Here is a 15,326-nt window from a genome sequence, read left to right on the forward strand (position 1 = left end):
AACGACGTTACGCGAGAGGGGAGTTGAGCAGAAGAGGACCGCCGGCCGCTTCCGGAAGCCGGTGACTCTTCACCGACTTGGTGTTTTACAGTGACTGGGCGCCAGTCCGGCGACGACTCAGGGACCTGTGAGGTACACGCGAACCATGTCGACCGAAACGTTTGAGTTCCAAGTAGAGGCCCGTCAGCTCCTTCAGCTGATGATCCACTCGGTCTACTCGAACAAGGATGTCTTCCTGCGCGAACTCGTCTCCAACGCCTCCGACGCACTGGACAAGCTGCGTCTGGAGGCCCTGCGGGACGACACGCTCGACGCCGATGTGTCCGACCTGCACGTCGAGATCGAGATCGACAAGGACGCCCGCACCCTCACCGTGCGGGACAACGGCATCGGGATGTCGTACGACGAGGTCGGGCAGCTCATCGGCACGATCGCCAACTCGGGCACGGCCAAGTTCCTCCAGGAACTGCGGGAGGCCCAGGAGGCGGGGGGAGCCGACGGGCTCATCGGCCAGTTCGGCGTCGGCTTCTACGCCGGCTTCATGGTGGCCGACGAGGTGACCCTGGTGACCAGGCGCGCCGGCGAGAGCGAGGGCACCCGCTGGACGTCGCGCGGTGAGGGCACGTACACCCTGGGGAGGGCCGACGAGGCCCCCCAGGGCACCGCCGTCACCCTGCACCTCAAGCCGGCGGACCCCGAGAACCAGCTGCACGACTACACCTCCGCCTGGAAGATCAAGGAGATCGTCAAGCGGTACTCGGACTTCATCACCTGGCCGATCCGGCTCGTCCCGGAATCGGGCGACGGGGACGCCGGGGACGCCGCGTCCGAACCCGAGACGCTGAACTCGATGAAGGCCCTGTGGGCGCGCTCGCGCGAGGAGGTGTCCGACGACGAGTACCACGAGCTGTACAGGCACATCGGCCACGACTGGCGTGAACCGCTGGAGACGATCCGCCTCCAGGCGGAGGGCACCTTCGAGTACCAGGCCCTGCTGTTCGTCCCCTCGCACGCGCCGCACGACCTGTTCACGCAGGGCTTCAAGCGCGGTGTGCAGCTGTATGTGAAGCGCGTCTTCATCATGGACGACTGCGAGGCGCTGCTGCCGCCGTACCTCCGCTTCGTCAAGGGAGTCGTCGACGCACAGGACCTCTCGCTCAACGTGTCCCGCGAGATCCTCCAGCAGGACCGCCACATCCGGATGATGCGGAGCCGGCTGACGAAGAAGGTCCTGTCCACGGTCAAGGACATGATGGCGTCCGCCCCGGACCGCTACACCACGTTCTGGCGGGAGTTCGGCGCCGTCCTGAAGGAAGGACTGATCACCGACGCGGACAACCGTGACGCCCTCCTCGCCGTCTCGTCGTTCGCGACCACGCACGGCGACGACGAGCCGACCACGCTGAAGAGTTACGTGGAGCGGATGAAGGACGGCCAGGACGACATCTACTACCTGACCGGCGAGTCCCGGCAGAGCATCGAGAACTCCCCGCACATGGAGGCCTTCCGGGCCAAGGGTGTCGAGGTCCTGCTGCTCACCGACGCCGTCGACGAGGTGTGGGTCGACGCCGTGGGCGAGTACGAGGGCAAGAAGCTGCGCTCCGTCGCCAAGGGCGAGATCGATCTCGGCGCCGAAGGGGACGACAAGGCCGACGGCGAGCGGGAGAAGCAGACCGAGGAGTATGCCGGGCTGCTCGGCTGGATGAAGGAGCACCTGGACGAGGACGTCAAGGACGTGCGCCTCTCCTCGCGCCTCACCGTCTCTCCGGCCTGCGTCGTCTCGGACGCGCACGACCTCACCCCGGCGCTCGAGAACATGTACCGCGCGATGGGCCAGGAGGTGCCGCGCACCCAGCGGATCCTCGAACTCAACCCCGACCACCTGCTGGTGAAGGGCCTGAACCAGGCGTACAAGGAACGCGAGGACCGCACGCGGCTCGCCGAGACCGCCGAACTGCTCCACGGCCTGGCGGTGCTCGCCGAGGGCGGTCAGCCCAAGGAACCCGCACGGTTCGTCAAGCTGGTGGCGGACCGCCTGGAGAGCACGCTGTAGTTCGCGACAGCGCGCGGTGGAACGACGATTCGGGGCGCCCGCTCGTTCGGGGCGCCCCGAACCCCGTGTGCCGACGACAGCGGGCACACGTCGAACGAATCGAACGCGCCAACGGGGTCTCCAAAGTGGCGCAATCGAATGTTGCACCCCTGTTTCAAGGGGCGCAGGTTGGAAGTGCGGGAGCGCTCCCACGCGCGGCCCGCACCCAACCCCATACCCGCTGTCTCGGTAGACGGGAGAACGTGAATTGTCATGAGCAGATCAAACCGGACCAAAGGAGTCCGCCCTCGCCCCACACTCGCTCTGAGCATGCTCGCCGCAGTGCTGCTCTGCCTGATCCCCTGGAGCGGCACCGCCGCCGCCCACGGCTCGGTCGTCGACCCGGCATCCCGCAACTACGGCTGCTGGCTCCGGTGGGGATCCGACTTCCAGAACCCGGCCATGGAGCAGCAGGACCCCATGTGCTGGCAGGCGTGGCAGGACAACCCGAACGCCATGTGGAACTGGAACGGCCTGTACCGCAACGGCTCCGCCGGCAACTTCGAGGCGGTCGTCCCCGACGGGCAACTGTGCAGCGGCGGCCGGACAGAAGGCGGCCGGTACAACTCCCTGGACACCGTGGGCCCCTGGAAGACGACGGACGTCGGCAGCGACTTCACCGTGCGCCTGTACGACCAGGCCAGCCATGGCGCCGACTACTTCCTCGTCTACGTCACCCGGCAGGGCTTCGACCCCGCCACCCAGCCGCTGACCTGGGACGACCTCCAACTCGTCGCCAAAACGGGCCGCTACGCCCCCAGCCAGAACTACTCCATCGACGTGAGCACGTCTGGCCTCAGCGGCCGCCACGTCGTCTACACGATCTGGCAGGCGTCGCACATGGACCAGACGTACTTCCTGTGCAGTGACGTGAACTTCCGCTGAGCCGGCGAATCCCGGCCAGCGGAAAAACTGGCAAACCTGCACACCGTTCACCAGTAAGTCGTAAGGAAACTGGACGGTGGCCACAGGTGCGCGGCTGCCGGACGTTTTGGTGGGGGAGTGTCCGTCTTGGACATCACGTGGCAACAGTTGAATGTGCCGCGTGGCGGCCATTCCCGTGAAGGAGTTGGTGAATTCGGTGACCGCGGTTTCACACCGGTGAAGCGCGGCGCCGGAACGTCTGCCGCATCGACGTCCGGAGACTGGCCGTATCCCCTGCGACGTGCTTCGATCCTCCGCATGGCGCGAGCCGCCGGGAACAGTTCCCGTTTCGGGAATTGGGCGAGGAACGCCATGGAGAATTACTCATGCGAAAGGAACCGCGCGTCATGAACTTCATCCCCCAGGTGGAAACGGCCGAGATGGCCGACGCCGACCTCGACAACGTCTCCGGAGGTATGGCGGGCGGCGCCTCGGGCGGTCTCACAGGCGGTCTCGCGGGCGGCGCCTCCGGCGGTCTCCTTCTCGACACTCCGTCGGCCGCCGTCGGCGCCGACCTCTGTGCCTTCCTCTCGGCCGAGGGCGGTGTCGTCGCGGCGGACGCGCACGTCCAGGTCGGCGCTCACTGACGAAGCGTGTCCCACGGGCTCCGGATCACCTGATCCGGGGCCCGCGGTGGTTCCGCGCACTGTCCCGGGCCGGCCGCAAGGAGTAGGTGCGGCCCTCGACTCCCCATTCACCCTCCGGCGGCTTCGATCCGGCATCGATCGCCCGGAGACTGGGCCGCCCGATGTGGGCGTAGACAAGTCGCCGTACGCCGAGCCGTACGGCCTGCTCGGCGACGGCCCGCACAGTGGCGTGGCCGCCCACGCCGCCCCGGAACCGTATCGGCCGGTCCCAGGCGGCGGCCTCGGCGAACATCAGGTCCGCCCCCGCGGCCCAGGCCGGGAACTCCCACCAGGTCGCCGGCCTCGACGCGATAGCCGTAGGCGGGGTGGGACGTGTGGACCACGGGGAGGCAGCGCACCCGTACCTCGCCCAGGTCCAGGTCACCGGCGCGGATCGCCACGCCACGCTCGGCAGCGCTCCGGCGCAGCGCGGTCCGCAACTCCGCCTGCTCGTCGGTGACCAGCCAGCCCTTAGAGCTCCGAACAGAATGGGAGCCCGGCTCGCGACGCCTGGCACGCACGCTCGCCGCGTTGCCGGAAGGCCCTAGTAGCTCCTCCCCCACTCTCGGCTTCGCTCGAGCGGGGGGACCCCCATCGAGGACCTTCCGGCGCCTTGCGATCGCACGCACCAGACGCCGCGAGCTGATCGGACTCCCATTCTGTTCGGAGCTCTAAGCCGCCCGGGCGGCGGTTCGGCGCCGGGTCCGCCGTCGAAGGCCGCACGGTGCCCGGCGTACCGCAGCAGCAGACCGGCCGGCGCGAACCGGGGCGAGTTCATCGCACCGACACCGAGCAGGGTCAGCCGCAGCGGGCGGTTCATGGGACGGCACCCGCGGCGGGCGGCACCAGCGCGATCGTGCCGTCGGACTCCAGCGTGAGACGTACGCCGGCGCTGACCCGGTCGACGGTCGCGTGCAGCCAGGCGGCGTCCTCCTGGGTGGCGGGCTCCAGCCGCATGCGCCGGGCACGCAGGGGCACCATGCGCAGCCCGGTCAGCCCGCCCGTGTCCGCCGCCACCGTGACGAGGTACATGATCCGGAGGTCGTCGCGGTACTCCTCGTAGCCGCCGATGCCCTCGTAGTCGTCGATGAAGTCGCCGCAGCCGTGCAGGATCAGCCGGTTCCGGTACACCTCGACGGGGCGGGGGTGGTGCGAGGAGTGCCCGTGGACGAGGTCGACGCCGCCGTCCACCAGGGCGTGCGCGAAGCGGCGCTGGTCCCGGGGAACGAGGTATCCCCAGTTGGAGCCCCAGTGCACGGACACGACCGCGATGTCGCCCGCCCGCTTCTCCTGCCGCACCCGCCGCACCACCGCGTCGGCCGCGGTGAGGGACAGCTCGGGGACGTAGGCGACGCCGGGCAGGTCCGCGGTGGCCGCCCAGCCGGACGGGACGCCGCTGGACCGTGCCCCGAGGGCGAAGACGAGCACACGGCCGCCGGTTCGGACAGGGACGGCCGCCGGCGCGTGTGCCTCGTCGGCGTCGCGACCCGCGCCGGCCACCCGCAGGCCCGCACGGCGCAGCGCGTCCAGTGTCTCCTCCAGGCCCGCCCGGCCGAAGTCCAGTACGTGGTTGTTGGCCAGGACACAGACGTCGGGGCGGGCCACCGTGAGGGCGGGCAGGTTGGCCGGGTGCATGCGGTAGTGGACCGCCTTGCCGGGCGCGAACGCGTCACTGCCCGTGACGGACGTCTCGAGATTGACGATGCGGACGTCCGGCGCGGCCGCCTCCAGGACGCGCAGGGCCTCGCCCCACGGCCAGGACGGGTCGACGGGGGCCGGGATCGGCCCGTTGACCGACTCCGCCAGGCGCACGTACGACAGGGCGTCCGTGACGTAGTCCTCCCGCAGCGCCGGATCGCCGGGCCGCGCCAGGATCTGGTCGACGCCACGCCCGAGCATCACATCGCCGCACACGAACAGCGTCACCACGCCGCCGCCGGTCATACCTCAACGGTACGAGCAGCGGCACGCGTGGCGCGCGCCGCCCGCAGGGCACCGCCGCCCCGGCTACGGCTTGATGCCCACCCCGGTCCACAGGCTGACCTCGGCGTCCGTGGCGGTGGGGACACCGTCCGGGCGCCAGCGGTGGCCGACGCTGATGCCGGGGTCGAGCAGGTCGAGCCCGTCGAAGAAGCGGGCGACGTCCTCGCGCGAGCGGAACCGCACCGGTGTGCCCGCGCCGGTGTAGATGTCGGTGACCTTCTGCCAGGTGGCCGGGTCGAAGTCGGGCGTGCAGTGGCTCAGGGCCAGCGCGCTGCCCGAGGGAAGCGCGGCCAGCAGACGGTGCACTATGCCGTACGGGTCCTGCGCGTCCGTGACGAAGTGCATGAGGGCGTTGAGCGACAGGGCCACCGGCCGGTCCAGGTCCAGGACCCCGGCCAGCTCGGGGGCGCCCAGCAGCGAGCCGGGGTCGTTGACGTCCGCCTCGATGTACGTGGTGCGGCCCTGGGGCGTGCTGCGCATCAGGCGCTCGGCGTACTTGAGGACGAGGGGGTCGTTGTCGGCGTAGACCACACGGGCGTCGGGGACCACGGACTGGGCCACCTGGTGCAGGTTCGGCTCGGTGGGGATGCCGGTGCCGATGTCCAGCCACTGGCGGATGCCGTGCTCCTGCGCGAGGACGCGGGTGGCGCGGTGCATGAAGGCGCGGTTCTCGCGGGCGCACACGAAGATGCCGGGGTAGGCCGCCGCGACGGTCTCGGCCGCCTTCTTGTCGACGTCGAAGTGGTCCTTGCCGCCGAGGTAGTAGTCGTACATCCGGGCGGAGTGGGGCCTGCTGGTGTCGATGTCCCGCGCGGCGTTCGTGTTGGTCATCCTGTCCCTTTCATTTTGGTGCGTGGGGGGTGTCGGGCAGGTCGTGGCCGGGGCGGGCTCGGGCCTTCCCGCTGGGGTCCGGGGTCAGCCGGCCGCCAGGTGGTCCGCGAGGCCCCGCTTGACTCCCGCGAGGAACGCGGCGATCTCCTCGGGGGTGTAGATCAGCGCGGGACCGGCGGGATCGGTCGACTGCCGCAGGGCCACGCGGCCGTCGGCGAGCTGCTTGGTCTGCACGCACTGGCCCCCGTTGGGACCGCTCCACGGAGACTCCCAGCCGTGATCGCCGAGGTCCGAGGCGGGCATCCCGTTGTAGACGTGGCCGTCGATGGTCGTCATGAGTACTCCTTGCGCATGCGGTGAAGGAGTGCCCTGCTGTCGGCGTCCGAGGTCAGCAGGGACATGCGGTTGTGGGCCTCCAGATGGGCCGCGACGTCGGAGCGCTGGTCCAGGTACATGGCACCGGAGAGGATCTCGCTGTAGACGATGTCGGGCAGCTCGGGCTCCTCGAACCGGAAGTAGGTGAACGGGGCGCACGCGCCGACGTGGGCGCCCGCGGTGAACGGCACGATGTCGACGCTGACGTGCTCGAGTTCCGAGACCTCCAGGAGCCGGTCGATCTGCCCCCGCATGACCTCCGGGCCGCCCACCACCCGGTGCAGTACGGCTTCCTCCATCACCACCCACAGCGTGGGGGCGGCGGATCTCTCCAGCAGTCCCTGGCGGCGCAGCCGCAGATCCACGCGTCGCTGAAGGTCCTCGTCACTGTCGTTGGGGAAGCCCCCGCGCAGGACTCCGCGCGCGTACTGGGGGGTCTGCAGCAGCCCCGTGACGTAGTGGGACTCATAGGTGCGCAGGGTCTTGGCACCGGTCTCCAGGCTCACGTAACCGCTGAACCAGTTCGGCAGCACATCGCGGTACGTGTGCCACCAGCCGGGCTCGTTGGCCCGCTCGGCGAGGTCGACGAACTCGTCGATCTCCTGCTGCTCGGCCCCGTAGGTCTGCAGCAGCTTCTCCACGTAGAGGGGCTTGAGGCCGACCTCCGCCTTCTCCAGGCGGCGGATGGTCAGGGGCTTGACCCGCAGGGCCCTGGCCGCGTCCTCCAGCGACGCGCCCGCACCCTGCCGCCGCTCCTGCAGCCGCCGGCCGAGGATCATGCGCAGAACGGTGGGCGCACTGGTGCTGCCCGTGCCCGAACGGCCTTCGCTCACGCCCTACCTCCTGAGGGGTGTCACCCGTACGAGTCTGACAGCGACTTGATGACGCCACCAGACGGATACCGGCTAGCTGAAATTATCAGGCAGCTGGTTGCAGCATGAACACAGGTGCGAGCATAGTTACTTGTGTGAATCGTCCCGCCACACGCGAGCCGCTTCATCGCCGACGCCCCATGCCCCCACATGAGAGTTGGCGCGCACCGACGTTCAAGACGTGGATCTGTCCGGAACACCCCTCCCTCACAGGCCCGTTGCCGACCTTCCCCCCTCTCCCGGCTGCGCCCGCCCCCCACGGAAGGCGAACACCGTGTCCCCCCACACGACGTCCTCTCCCCAGCTGTTAGACGTCCCGAGCACGGACCGAACACACTGGCTCGAACTCCCGGCGCACCGCTCCAGCGTCTCGGTGGCCCGCCGCTCCATGAGCGCGCGGCTGACCGCGTGGCGGCTGCCGGGCGAGGTGTGCGCGGACGCCGTCCTGCTCGTGTCCGAGCTGGTCACCAACGCCGTGCGGCACACCCTCAGCACGCGGGTCCTGTGCGGCATCGGGCTCGTCACGGACGGGTGTCTCCGCCTCGAGGTGCACGACCACGGCCGGCCGGGCCACGGCCTGCCGCGACGCGAGCCCTGCGCCGGCGACGAGGGCGGCCGCGGCCTGCTCCTCGTGGAGGGGCTCGCGGACGCCTGGGGCGTCGACCGGTCGAGACTCACCGGCGGCAACGCGGTGTGGGCGAACCTGACGGTCTGAGCACGCTCGGCAACGGCGTTGTCCGGTGGCCGGGTTCAGCCCTTCGCGGGTGTCAGCTCGGCGAGCAGCAGGGTGCGGTCGTCGGCGCCTGACGCGTCGGAAGGGGCGTGCAGGAGCCGTTGGCACAGCGCGGGCAGCGCGTCGCGGTCGTCGGCCACGGGCTCGACGGCGGCCGTGTCCAGGGTGCGCGCGAGGCGGGTGATCTCCTGATCGATGTCGGCGTCGCGGCACTCGACCAGACCGTCGCTGTAGAGGACGAGGAGGGCCGGTTCCGGCACGCTCAGCACGGTGGCCTCGTAGGTGTCCGCGCCGAGTCCGAGGGGCAGGCCCGGTCCGACGAGCGGGACCGGGGCGGTCCGGCCGTCCGGGCCGCGCAGCAGTGGGGGAGGGTGGCCCGCGCCCACGAGGGTGCAGGTGCAGCGCCGGGCGTCCCATTCGGCGTACATACAGGTCGCGAAGGAGGCGCCCGGTGTGTCGTCGGCGAGCGCGTCGAGCCGCCGTATGAGATCGGCCGGAGGGATGTCGAATCCCGCGAGGGTACGGGCGGCGGTGCGCAGCTGGATCATCGCGACGGCGGACTCGGGACCGTGCCCCATGGCGTCCCCGACGATCAGGCCGACCCGGTCACCCGGCCGTTTCAGCACGTCGAACCAGTCACCGCCGATGACGGTGCCCTGCCCGGCGGGCAGGCAGCCGTGGGCGATCCGGCAGCCCTCGAACTCCTGGACCGAGCCGGGCAGCAGACTGTTGCGGATGGCCAGGGCGGTGCGGCGCTCGCGCTCGTACCGGCGCGCGTTGTCCAGGGCGATGGAGGCCCGCGCGGCCAGCGACTCCGCGGCCGCCACGTCCGCGGGCAGGAACGGCGCCCGGTCCGGTCCGCGTGTACAGGTGAGGAAGCCGACCGCCGCGCCCCGCAGACGCAGCGGGACGACGAGAAACGAACCCACCCGCGACAGCAGCTCGCCGATGCGGGCGTCACCGCCGCCGGCGGCGACGAGCCGCTCGGACGTGTGCGCGTCGACCGTGTCGAGCACCTGGGCGTGTCCGGCGGCAAGCGCGCGGGCGTACGGCGTCTCACGGGGGAAGACGATCACCTCACCGACCGGCAGCATGCCCTCCCAGTCCTCGAGCGTGTCCGTTCCCACCCGCACCGCCAGTCGGCGCGCCTCGATCTGGGGCGGATCCACGGTGACGTACGCGTTCTCCTCGCGCCGCCAGCGCTCCAGCAGATAGACCGACGCCGCGTCGCAGAACCCGGGCGTCAGCGCGTGCACGACATGGCTGCCGGTCAGGGGCAGATCGAGTTCCGAGCCGATGGCGTCGGCCGCGGGGGACAAGAGCGACCGTCGGGGCGCGGGCGGTGCGACGGGTGCGTCGGCGGTGCGGCTGCGCGGTTCGTTCCGCAGGGTCGTGCCTTTCGGGGTGCGGGCTGCGGTCGCGCGGCGGGGACAACTGTTCGCCACGCGTCGTCGGCAAACTATATGATGATGCGTCAAGCGCGCCGGAAGTGAAGGGAGTTGTGGTGTCCGACACGGAGGGGCTCCCAGCGGGAGCCGATCCCGACAAGGCGAGCGTTGCCCGGATGTACGACGCCATGCTGGGCGGACAGCACAACTTCGGCATCGACCGGGAGGCGGTGGCGGCCTTCACGGCCATCGATCCCCAGGTGCGTACCCTGGCCCGCGCCAACCGCGCCTTCCTCGGACGAGCCGTTCGCTTCCTGGTCGAGGCCGGGGTGCGGCAGTTCATCGACCTCGGTTCGGGCATCCCGACCCAGGGCAACGTGCACGAGGTGGCACAGGCGGCGAGTCCGGGAGCCCGGGTGGTCTACGTGGACAACGATCCCGTGGCCGTGGCCCACAGCGCGTCCCTGCTGGCCGACAACCCGGACGCGGACATCGTCGACGCCGACATCCGGCGCCCGGCCGACATCCTGTCCTCCCCGCAGGTGCGGAAGCTGATCGACTTCGAGCAGCCCGTCGCCGTCCTGATGATCACGATCCTGCACTTCGTCACGCCCGAGGAGAACCCGGCCGGCATCGTGGCCGCCTTCCGGGACGCCGTACCCGAAGGCAGTTGGCTGGCCATGAGTCATGCCACCAACCAGGATCGCCCGGACACGGCCGCCGCCGTGGGACAGCTGTACAAGTCCAGGGCCACCTCGCCGGTGACCGCCCGCTCCCACGCCGAGATCCTCGGCCTCTTCACCGGCTTCGACCTGGCGGAGCCGGGCCTGGTCCACGTGCCCCTGTGGCGCCCGGACCCGGACGACCGGATCCCGGACAACCCGTCGGAGTACTGGGTGTACGCGGGAGTCGGCCGCAAGAACGGGTGAGCGGGCGGTGCGGGGACTGCCCCGCCGCCCCCGAATCGCTGGTCGTGATCACGGCACCGGCAGACTCCACGGACGGTCAGCTGCGTGGCGGTGCCGTGCTGTGTCTGATCGCCAGACGGGTCGGGACGAGGTCGGTCCCCGGGCGGGAGCCGCCGCGGGTGCGGATCTGGCGGAGGGCGTCCTGGACGCAGCGGCGCCCCACCTCGGCGAAGTCCTGGTGGACGGTGGTGAGGGGCGGGACGAAGAAGGCGGCGTCGGGGATGTCGTCGAAGCCGACCACGCTGACGTCCCGGGGGACGGACAGGCCGCGTTCGTGGAAGGCGCGCAGCAGACCCAGGGCCATCTGGTCGTTGGAGGCGAACACGGCGGTGCAGTCGGGCTCCTCGACGAGCGCGAGGCCGGCCGCGTAGCCGGACTCGGCCGACCAGTCGCCGCGCAGGGGCGGCGGAACCGGGCGTCCCGCCTCCTCCAGGACGGCGCGCCAGGCCTGGGTCCGGCGCTGGCCGGCGAAGGACGTCTCGGGGCCGGTCACATGCCATACGGTCCGATGGCCCAGGTCGAGCAGGTGCCGGACGGCTTTCCGGGCGCCGTCGGCCTGGTCGGTGTCGACCACGCTGTAGCGGTCCCCGGCGTCGGAGTCCACGACGACGACGTGCACGCCCGGCGGCAGCTGCACCGTGCCGGTGTCGAGCAGATGGATCTCCATGATGACGATGACGGCGTCGACGGCCAGCTCGCCCATCCGGGTGAAGGCCCCCAGTACGTTGTCCTGGGTGGGGACGTCGATGGGGATCAGGGTGATCGCGTATCCCTCGGCCGCGGCGTGCGTGGCGATCGCCTCCACGGTGCGGCTGTTGCCCGTCGAGGACAGGCTGAAGAGGATCACGCCGATGGTGTTGAACTGGCCGTACCGCAGGGCGCGTGCCGCGCTGTTGGGCCGGTAGCCCAGTTCCCGCATCGCCGCGAGCACCTGCTCCCGTGTCGAACTGATCACTCCGGGATGGCCGTTGGAGACCCGCGAGACCGTCTGGGACGAGACCCCCGCGAGCTTGGCGACATCGGCCATGGAGACGCGCTGCTTGCGGCGTCCGCCGGGCACGCCGGAGCCGCCGCGCTGCGCGCCGCCGGCGGCCGCGGAGACCAGCTTCTCCGGGTTGTTCAGGTCCATCGCTCCACCACTCCCGCTTCCCTGGGCCCCGGGCCGGGACTCCGCCACGCGGTGCCACGGATGTTACGCGTGGGAAACCTTGACGATCGCTGGGGCGGGTGCCACGATTCCGACGCCCTGAAGTTTACGTAAACATCGGCCGCGAGAGCAGCCTGGCGCACCGCCTTGTTCCTCGGATGTTTACGTAAACACGGCATCGCGGTCGGCGGAGCAGGGAGGAGCGGAACGGTGGTCCCAGCACCGCGGGCACGGATGCACAGCGCTAGGGCCTGTGCCGGAAGTGGCGCCTGCCGGGCGGCGCCTGGCACGCTCCCCCACTGCCTTAAGGGCGTGGGAGGTGCCCCCACTCGCCGCACCGGGCGAAAGCCCAAGTACATCCGGTCCATCGACGGGGCCTTCCGCCCGGCACGCCGAGAGCACGCACCAACGCAGTCATCAGCCTCCCCCACTCTCGGCTTCGCTCGAGCGGGGGGACCCCCATCGCGGCGGGCGCCCGGCCCGCCCTCCGGGCGGACGACGCCACTTCCGGCACAGGCCCTAGCTCGCCCGCCTTCTCGCAGGTCGGCTCCGCCGCGAACCGAGCCTTACGCCATCCCTGAACAGGATGGTCACCGTCCAGTGGCGACAGCCGGGCGGCAGAACCCCCATCCCCCCTCATGACAAGCGCCGCCATCTCCCGAAAGGGCAAGCCGATGCGCAAGACCCCCACCAGCACCCGCTTCACCCCCCGGTTGCGTACCGCCTTCGTGGCGGTCGCGATCGCCGCCATCAGCGGTACGACCATCACCGGCAGCTCCGCCGCCGCCGCGCCGAGCACCGACACCACCCAGTTCAAGGGCGTGAACTGGGCCGACCCCCGCGACAACTTCGCCGACGACCCCGTCGTCCTGTCCGGCCTGTCGACCTCCGACACCTACGCCCAGAGCTACACCAAGGCCAGCCGGATCATCTCGGCGTTCCGCGCGAACCTCGGTGCCAACACGGTCCGGCTGCCCATCAACCCGTACACCGTCAACGGCTCCTACTGGAAGTCCTACCGCGGTGTCATCGACGCGGCGACGGCCAAGGGATTCAAGGTCATCCTCTCCTACTGGGAGGGCACGGGCCCGCGCAAGGACGGCTTCATCGACGACGAGGCCACCTTCTGGCCCATGTGGGACACCGTGGTCAAGGCCTACAAGGGCAACGCCCGGGTCTACTTCGAGCCGATGAACGAGCCCCACGGCTACACCGACACCGAGTGGGCCGACATCGCCGCCAAGTGGCTGGGCACCTACCCGTCGGTCCCTCGCAACCGGGTCTTCGTCAGCGGCGCCGGCTACAACGACCACGTCACCTCCGTGTGCGCCGACCCGCGTCTGAAGGGCACCTATCTGTCGCTGCACCACTACGGGTTCTGGAAGGAGTACGCCACCTACGACCAGTGGGTGGCCGACCTCAAGGAGCGCATCGGCACTTGCGCGAACCGGACCGTCGCGGACGAGTTCGGCGCCCACATGACCACCGGCTTCGACTACAACAAGCCGGCTCCCGACAACAACTTCATCAACTTCATGCAGGCCGTCACCGACACCTTCCGCGAGCTGAAGATGGGCTCCGTCTACTGGCCCGGCCTGCGCACCGGTGACACGTACTCGCTGCAGAAGCTGATCGGCGACCCCGCCCGCCCGTGGCTGGCCACCACCAACCAGTCCGGCGCCGACCGGCTCGCCTGGGGCTGGGGACGCGGCAAGCCCGTCCAACGCTGACCCACCCCTCGGCACCCCCCGGCCGGCCGCGGTGCTCGCGCATCGCGGCCGGCCGCGGCACATGAGGGGTGACCGGGGATTTCCCTCGCGCCTGCCAGGCGCGAGGTCACACTTCCCGGTGCTCGATGCCGAGCAGACTCGCGGCGGCCCGGAAACCGGCGGTGTGATGGCCGACCGCGAGGGACCAGTGGTGGCCGACGCCCGTGGCGCTCCACGCATCCACCCACTCGCCGGGATCACGGCCGAACGCCACCCGGCTCGTGGTGTTGCCGATCTCCAGCAGCGGGCCGGGGACGACGGTGCCCTCGGAGGTGATGAACGACAGGCTGCCGTCCGCGTCCTGGCCGAGGCCGAGCAGGGTGACGGGGCCGTGCCGGACGTCGAACTCCACGCTGACGCCCCAGCCGCGCTTGCCGTGATACACACCCAGGCCGCGCAGCAGCGGATCACGCGCGCTGACGGCGAGGTGGGCGGGCCCGTCGTGGCCCATCTCCACGACCTCGTCCTCGAAGTCGAGGGCCTGGATCTCGGTGAAGGACCCTCCGGCACCGACACTCTGCGAGACCAACTGGGCGACACTGGTGCGCAGTTCGTACTCGCCGGCGGCGGGCACGCCCCGGGCGGTGAGCAGGGAGGCGCCCAGGATCATGCCGGCGCCGAGCCGCTCGTGCAGTTCGCCGTCGAGACCGCGGTGGTAGTACGCGAGGGTGTCGAGGCCGAAGTCCTCGACGAGCCGGTCGAGCGCGACGGACACGGTCGCTCCCCACGCGAAGTCCTCGTCCACCACGCTGTCGTCGAGGGTGAAGACCTGCCGGGCGAGATCCATGCGGGCGCGGGTCTCGGCCTCCGTCACCTTCTCCACCCGGTGCCGCAGGTCGTCGAACTCCAGCACCTCCACATGCGAGCCGAACGTCGCCGGAAGCAGCGTCAGATCGGTCGACACGTCGAGCATGCCGGGATACAGGTGGCCCATCAGGCCGTGCCGGGCGTGCCGCAGGGCGGCGCGGACATGTGCGGCGCGTACCCACTGCTCGATGCGCCGCCAGGCGGCCTCCTGGCGCAGCCAGCCCGAGACCGACCGGAAGGGGATGCCGGCGCGACGGAAGACGTTGCCGATCTCGGGCACCGAGCACTGCGCGCAGTACGCCAGCCAGTCGCCGGTGTCGAAGGTGGCGTGGTCCATCCGCTCCGACGGCTGGAGGTCGATGACCAGAATCGGGGTGTGTGAGCGCTGGGCGATCGGCAGCACCATCGACGAGGTCAGATACGTCGTCAGGAAGAGCACGATCAGGTCGCAGTCCGTACGGCGGAGCCGCTCGGCGGCGGCCGCGCCCTCCTGGGCGTCGGAGACGAAGCCGACATCGGTGACCTCCGCGTCCATCCCTCGCAGGCGCTCGGTGACGTACGCGGCCGACTCCTTCAACCGCGGGAGGAGACCGGGGAACTGCGGCCAGTACGTGCCGAGTCCGCCGGCGACCAGGCCGATGCGGGTACGGCGGCGGGTCACCGGGGGGAGCAGATCGCGCAGGGCGGCGGCGCGGTCCGCGGTCACGGTCGGGGTGTCGGTCGTTGCCATGGTCGGTGCTCCTTGTGAGGTCCGGTTCGGGTTGAGAGCTCCGAGCAGAATGGGAGTCCGATCAGCTCGCGGCGTCTGGTG

Annotated in this window: 14 protein-coding genes; 6 read left to right on the forward strand and 8 right to left on the reverse strand. The window is 70.4% G+C overall.

The genetic code is table 11. The features are described 5' to 3' along the window. The first annotated feature begins 145 nt into the window (after window positions 1–145). From htpG to Q4V64_RS49255, 3 genes are all read left to right on the forward strand, one after another. On the forward strand, window positions 146–2,053 hold the full coding sequence (gene htpG / locus Q4V64_RS49245; protein ID WP_124444709.1) for a molecular chaperone HtpG: 1,908 nt from the start codon (window positions 146–148) through the stop codon (window positions 2,051–2,053). Between the two features lie 309 nt (window positions 2,054–2,362). Next, window positions 2,363–2,977 (forward strand): lytic polysaccharide monooxygenase, encoded by a 615-nt coding sequence (locus Q4V64_RS49250; RefSeq protein WP_253267422.1) that lies wholly within the window; start codon window positions 2,363–2,365, stop codon window positions 2,975–2,977. A 365-nt stretch (window positions 2,978–3,342) separates the two neighbouring features. Continuing rightward, window positions 3,343–3,603, forward strand: coding sequence for a hypothetical protein (locus Q4V64_RS49255; RefSeq protein ID WP_253267423.1), 261 nt, complete (start codon window positions 3,343–3,345; stop codon window positions 3,601–3,603). A 25-nt stretch (window positions 3,604–3,628) separates the two neighbouring features. On the opposite strand, the gene Q4V64_RS49260 is transcribed toward Q4V64_RS49255, so the two are convergent. The 5 genes from Q4V64_RS49260 to Q4V64_RS49280 all read right to left on the reverse strand — a co-directional run bounded on the left by Q4V64_RS49260 (window position 3,629) and on the right by Q4V64_RS49280 (window position 7,664). Next, on the reverse strand, window positions 3,629–4,048 hold the full coding sequence (locus Q4V64_RS49260) for a hypothetical protein (RefSeq protein WP_253267424.1): 420 nt from the start codon (window positions 4,046–4,048) through the stop codon (window positions 3,629–3,631). Between the two features lie 410 nt (window positions 4,049–4,458). After that, window positions 4,459–5,586: a CapA family protein gene (locus tag Q4V64_RS49265; RefSeq protein ID WP_124444712.1), complete on the reverse strand. Its 1,128-nt coding sequence runs from the start codon at window positions 5,584–5,586 to the stop codon at window positions 4,459–4,461. Window positions 5,587–5,649: 63 nt separating this feature from the next. Then, window positions 5,650–6,456: an SAM-dependent methyltransferase gene (locus Q4V64_RS49270; protein WP_124444713.1), complete on the reverse strand. Its 807-nt coding sequence runs from the start codon at window positions 6,454–6,456 to the stop codon at window positions 5,650–5,652. Between the two features lie 84 nt (window positions 6,457–6,540). Next, window positions 6,541–6,792 carry a DUF397 domain-containing protein gene (locus Q4V64_RS49275; protein ID WP_124444714.1) on the reverse strand — a complete coding sequence of 84 codons (252 nt, stop codon included), beginning with the start codon at window positions 6,790–6,792 and terminating at the stop codon, window positions 6,541–6,543. Beyond that, window positions 6,789–7,664, reverse strand: a complete 876-nt coding sequence (locus tag Q4V64_RS49280; protein WP_124444715.1) for a helix-turn-helix transcriptional regulator — start codon at window positions 7,662–7,664, stop codon at window positions 6,789–6,791. The genes Q4V64_RS49275 and Q4V64_RS49280 overlap by 4 nt, the downstream gene beginning before the upstream one ends. Before the next feature lie 313 nt (window positions 7,665–7,977). On the opposite strand from Q4V64_RS49280, the gene Q4V64_RS49285 reads away from it, so the two are divergent. Continuing rightward, window positions 7,978–8,418: an ATP-binding protein gene (locus tag Q4V64_RS49285; RefSeq protein WP_124444716.1), complete on the forward strand. Its 441-nt coding sequence runs from the start codon at window positions 7,978–7,980 to the stop codon at window positions 8,416–8,418. A gap of 35 nt (window positions 8,419–8,453) precedes the next feature. On the opposite strand, the gene Q4V64_RS49290 is transcribed toward Q4V64_RS49285, so the two are convergent. Next, window positions 8,454–9,881 carry a SpoIIE family protein phosphatase gene (locus tag Q4V64_RS49290; protein WP_253267425.1) on the reverse strand — a complete coding sequence of 476 codons (1,428 nt, stop codon included), beginning with the start codon at window positions 9,879–9,881 and terminating at the stop codon, window positions 8,454–8,456. A 59-nt stretch (window positions 9,882–9,940) separates the two neighbouring features. Between Q4V64_RS49290 and Q4V64_RS49295 the strand changes: the two genes are divergently transcribed. Further along, window positions 9,941–10,753 (forward strand): SAM-dependent methyltransferase, encoded by an 813-nt coding sequence (locus Q4V64_RS49295; RefSeq protein ID WP_124444717.1) that lies wholly within the window; start codon window positions 9,941–9,943, stop codon window positions 10,751–10,753. A gap of 76 nt (window positions 10,754–10,829) precedes the next feature. On the opposite strand, the gene Q4V64_RS49300 is transcribed toward Q4V64_RS49295, so the two are convergent. Next, window positions 10,830–11,819: a LacI family DNA-binding transcriptional regulator gene (locus Q4V64_RS49300; protein WP_124444757.1), complete on the reverse strand. Its 990-nt coding sequence runs from the start codon at window positions 11,817–11,819 to the stop codon at window positions 10,830–10,832. Between the two features lie 794 nt (window positions 11,820–12,613). Between Q4V64_RS49300 and Q4V64_RS49305 the strand changes: the two genes are divergently transcribed. Beyond that, window positions 12,614–13,669, forward strand: coding sequence for a cellulase family glycosylhydrolase (locus Q4V64_RS49305; protein WP_124444758.1), 1,056 nt, complete (start codon window positions 12,614–12,616; stop codon window positions 13,667–13,669). Window positions 13,670–13,775: 106 nt separating this feature from the next. On the opposite strand, the gene Q4V64_RS49310 is transcribed toward Q4V64_RS49305, so the two are convergent. Further along, on the reverse strand, window positions 13,776–15,245 hold the full coding sequence (locus Q4V64_RS49310; protein WP_124444718.1) for an L-fucose/L-arabinose isomerase family protein: 1,470 nt from the start codon (window positions 15,243–15,245) through the stop codon (window positions 13,776–13,778). Window positions 15,246–15,326: the final 81 nt, after the last annotated feature.

Source organism: Streptomyces sp. NL15-2K, assembly GCF_030551255.1.
Classification (GTDB): Bacteria; Actinomycetota; Actinomycetes; order Streptomycetales; family Streptomycetaceae; genus Streptomyces.

Bases quoted from the DNA above. Each gene is read 5' to 3' on its own strand.
- Q4V64_RS49255 (WP_253267423.1), top strand. From the start codon at position 3,343: ATGCGAAAGGAACCGCGCGTCATGAACTTCATCCCCCAGGTGGAAACG.
- Q4V64_RS49270 (WP_124444713.1), bottom strand. From the start codon at position 6,456: ATGACCAACACGAACGCCGCGCGGGACATCGACACCAGCAGGCCCCAC.
- Q4V64_RS49310 (WP_124444718.1), bottom strand. From the start codon at position 15,245: ATGGCAACGACCGACACCCCGACCGTGACCGCGGACCGCGCCGCCGCC.
- Q4V64_RS49250 (WP_253267422.1), top strand. From the start codon at position 2,363: ATGCTCGCCGCAGTGCTGCTCTGCCTGATCCCCTGGAGCGGCACCGCC.
- Q4V64_RS49300 (WP_124444757.1), bottom strand. From the start codon at position 11,819: ATGGCCGATGTCGCCAAGCTCGCGGGGGTCTCGTCCCAGACGGTCTCG.
- Q4V64_RS49265 (WP_124444712.1), bottom strand. From the start codon at position 5,586: ATGACCGGCGGCGGCGTGGTGACGCTGTTCGTGTGCGGCGATGTGATG.
- Q4V64_RS49305 (WP_124444758.1), top strand. From the start codon at position 12,614: ATGCGCAAGACCCCCACCAGCACCCGCTTCACCCCCCGGTTGCGTACC.
- Q4V64_RS49275 (WP_124444714.1), bottom strand. From the start codon at position 6,792: ATGACGACCATCGACGGCCACGTCTACAACGGGATGCCCGCCTCGGAC.
- htpG (WP_124444709.1), top strand. From the start codon at position 146: ATGTCGACCGAAACGTTTGAGTTCCAAGTAGAGGCCCGTCAGCTCCTT.